The sequence below is a fragment of the Streptomyces prasinopilosus genome (genome assembly GCF_001419695.1).
GTDB classification, from domain to species: Bacteria; Actinomycetota; Actinomycetes; order Streptomycetales; family Streptomycetaceae; genus Streptomyces; species Streptomyces prasinopilosus.
This window is the reverse complement of record NZ_LIRG01000285.1, coordinates 1-2,397: the sequence shown is the minus strand read 5'-3', so window position 1 is coordinate 2,397 and position 2,397 is coordinate 1. Positions and strand designations below refer to the sequence as shown.

Below are 2,397 nucleotides of genomic sequence, written 5' to 3'. Positions count from 1 at the left end.
GGAAGACGACCCTGGTGCCGCTGGTGCTGGCGGGGCTGACCGGAGGCGGTCCCGCGCGGCGGGTGGTGGTGGCCGAGCCGCGGCGGATCGCCGCGCGCGCGGCGGCCCGGCGGATGGCCTGGCTGCTGGGCGAGGAACCCGGCGGGTCGGTCGGCTTCACGGTGCGCGGGGAGCGGGTGGCCGGCCGGCGCACGCGCGTGGAGGTCGTCACGACCGGCGTGCTCCTCCAGCGGCTGCAGCGCGACCAGGAGCTGACCGGTGTGGACGTCGTGGTCCTCGACGAGTGCCACGAACGGCACCTGGACGCGGACACGGCCGCGGCGTTCCTGTGGGACGTGCGCGAGACGCTGCGCCCGGAACTGCGTCTGGTGGCCGCCTCGGCGACGACCGACGCGGCGGGCTGGGCCCGGCTGCTGGGCGGCGCGCCCGTCGTCGAGGCGCGCGGCACGGCGCACCCGGTGGAGGTGGTGTGGGCGCCGCCGCCGCGTCCGGTGCGGCCGCCGCACGGTGCGTGGGTCGACCCGGCGCTGCCGGCGCACGTGGCGTCGGTGGTGCGGCGGGCGCTGGCCGAGCGGGACGGGGACGTCCTGGTGTTCCTGCCGGGCGTGGGCGAGATCGCCCGGGTCGCCGGGCTGCTGGGCGCGCTCCCGGACGTCGAGGTGCTCCAGGTGCACGGGCGGGCGCCGGCCGCGGTGCAGGACGCGGTCCTGTCGCCCGGACGGCGGCGGCGGGTGGTGCTGGCGACCTCGGTGGCGGAGTCGTCGCTGACGGTGCCGGGGGTGCGGGTGGTCGTGGACGCGGGCCTCGCGCGCGAGCCCCGGGTCGACCACGCGCGCGGGCTGAGCGCCCTGACGACGGTACGGGCCTCGCGGGCGGCGGGCCGTCAGCGGGCGGGCCGGGCCGGGCGCGAGGCGCCGGGCACGGTGTACCGGTGCTGGGCGGAGGCGGAGGACGCCCGGCTGCCGCGGTTCCCCTCCCCCGAGATCAGGGTGGCCGACCTGACGGCGTTCGCGCTCCAGGCGGCCTGCTGGGGCGATCCGGACGCCTCCGGGCTCGCCCTGCTCGATCCGCCCCCGGCCGGGGCGATGGCGGCGGCCGGGGCCGTCCTGACCGCGATCGGGGCCGTCGGCGCCGACGGGCGGGCCACCGGGCGGGGCACCCGGCTCGCCCGGCTGGGCCTGCACCCCCGGCTCGGCCGCGCCCTGCTGGACGCGGCGGCGGTCGTGGGCCCCGAGCTCGCCGCCGAGGTGGTCGCGCTGATCGGCGAGGAGGCGCCGCGGAGCTACGGGGACGACCTCGCCGGTGCGCTGCGCACCGCGCGGCGCGGGGACGACGCCTACGCGCAGCGGTGGCGCGCCGAGGTGCGCCGGCTGCGCGCCCTCGCCCGGGACGCCTCCTCCCCGGACCTCGCGCGGGGCTCCTCGGGGGGCTCCTCGGGGGACTCCTCGGGGGGTTCGTCCCGGACCGTCCCGCGGGCGGACGGCGGTCCGCCGCGCGTGGACGGGACGGACGCGCGGGTGGGGCTGGTGGCCGCGCTCGCGTTCCCCGAGTGGATCGCCCGCGCGGACGGCGGCTCGTATCTGATGGTGTCCGGGACGCGGGCCGAGACCGGGGCGGGCACCGCGCTGCGCGGCGCGCCCTGGATCGCGGTCGCCGCGGCCGACCGGCCCGTGGGACGGGGGCACGCGCGCGTCCGGCTCGGTGCGGCCGTCGACGAGGCCACCGCCCGGTGGGCCGCGGGCGCCCTGCTGGAGACGCGTGAGGAGGTGCGTTGGGCCGACGGGGACGTCGTCGCCCGGCGGGTCGAGCGGCTGGGTGCCGTGGAACTGGCCGTACGGCCCCGTACCGACGCGGAGCCCGCGCTCGTCCGGGCCGCGCTGCTGGACGGGCTGCGGCGGGAGGGGTTCGGGCTGCTGCGGTGGCCGGCCGGGGCGGCCGTGCTGCGGCAGCGGCTCGCGTTCGTGCACCGGCAGGTCGGCGAACCCTGGCCCGACGTGTCCGACGACGCGCTGCACGCGCGCGTGCGGGAGTGGCTGGAGCCGGAGCTGAGCCGGGCCCGGCGCCGGTCCGACCTGGCCCGGATCGACGCCGGGCAGGCCCTGCGCCGGCTGCTGCCGTGGGCGTCCGGGGAGGCCGCCCGCCTGGACGGACTCGCCCCCGAGCGGATCACCGTGCCCAGCGGGTCGTCGGTCCGGATCGACTACTCCGACCCCGCGCGGCCGGTGCTCGCGGTGAAGCTCCAGGAGATGTTCGGGCTCCAGGAGTCGCCGCGGGTGGCCGGGGTGCCCCTGCTGGTGCACCTGCTGTCCCCCGCCGGCCGGCCCGCCGCCGTCACCGCCGACCTGGCCTCCTTCTGGAGGGACGGCTACAAGGGCGTGCGGGCCGGCCGGCGGGGGA

General features: G+C 80.2%; 1 protein-coding gene. It reads left to right on the top strand.

Translation table 11 applies throughout. The annotated features are described in order from the left end of the window. The coding region (gene hrpB, locus AOK18_RS13230; RefSeq protein WP_055694470.1) for an ATP-dependent helicase HrpB at positions 1-2,397 on the top strand (2,397 nt) is incomplete at both ends.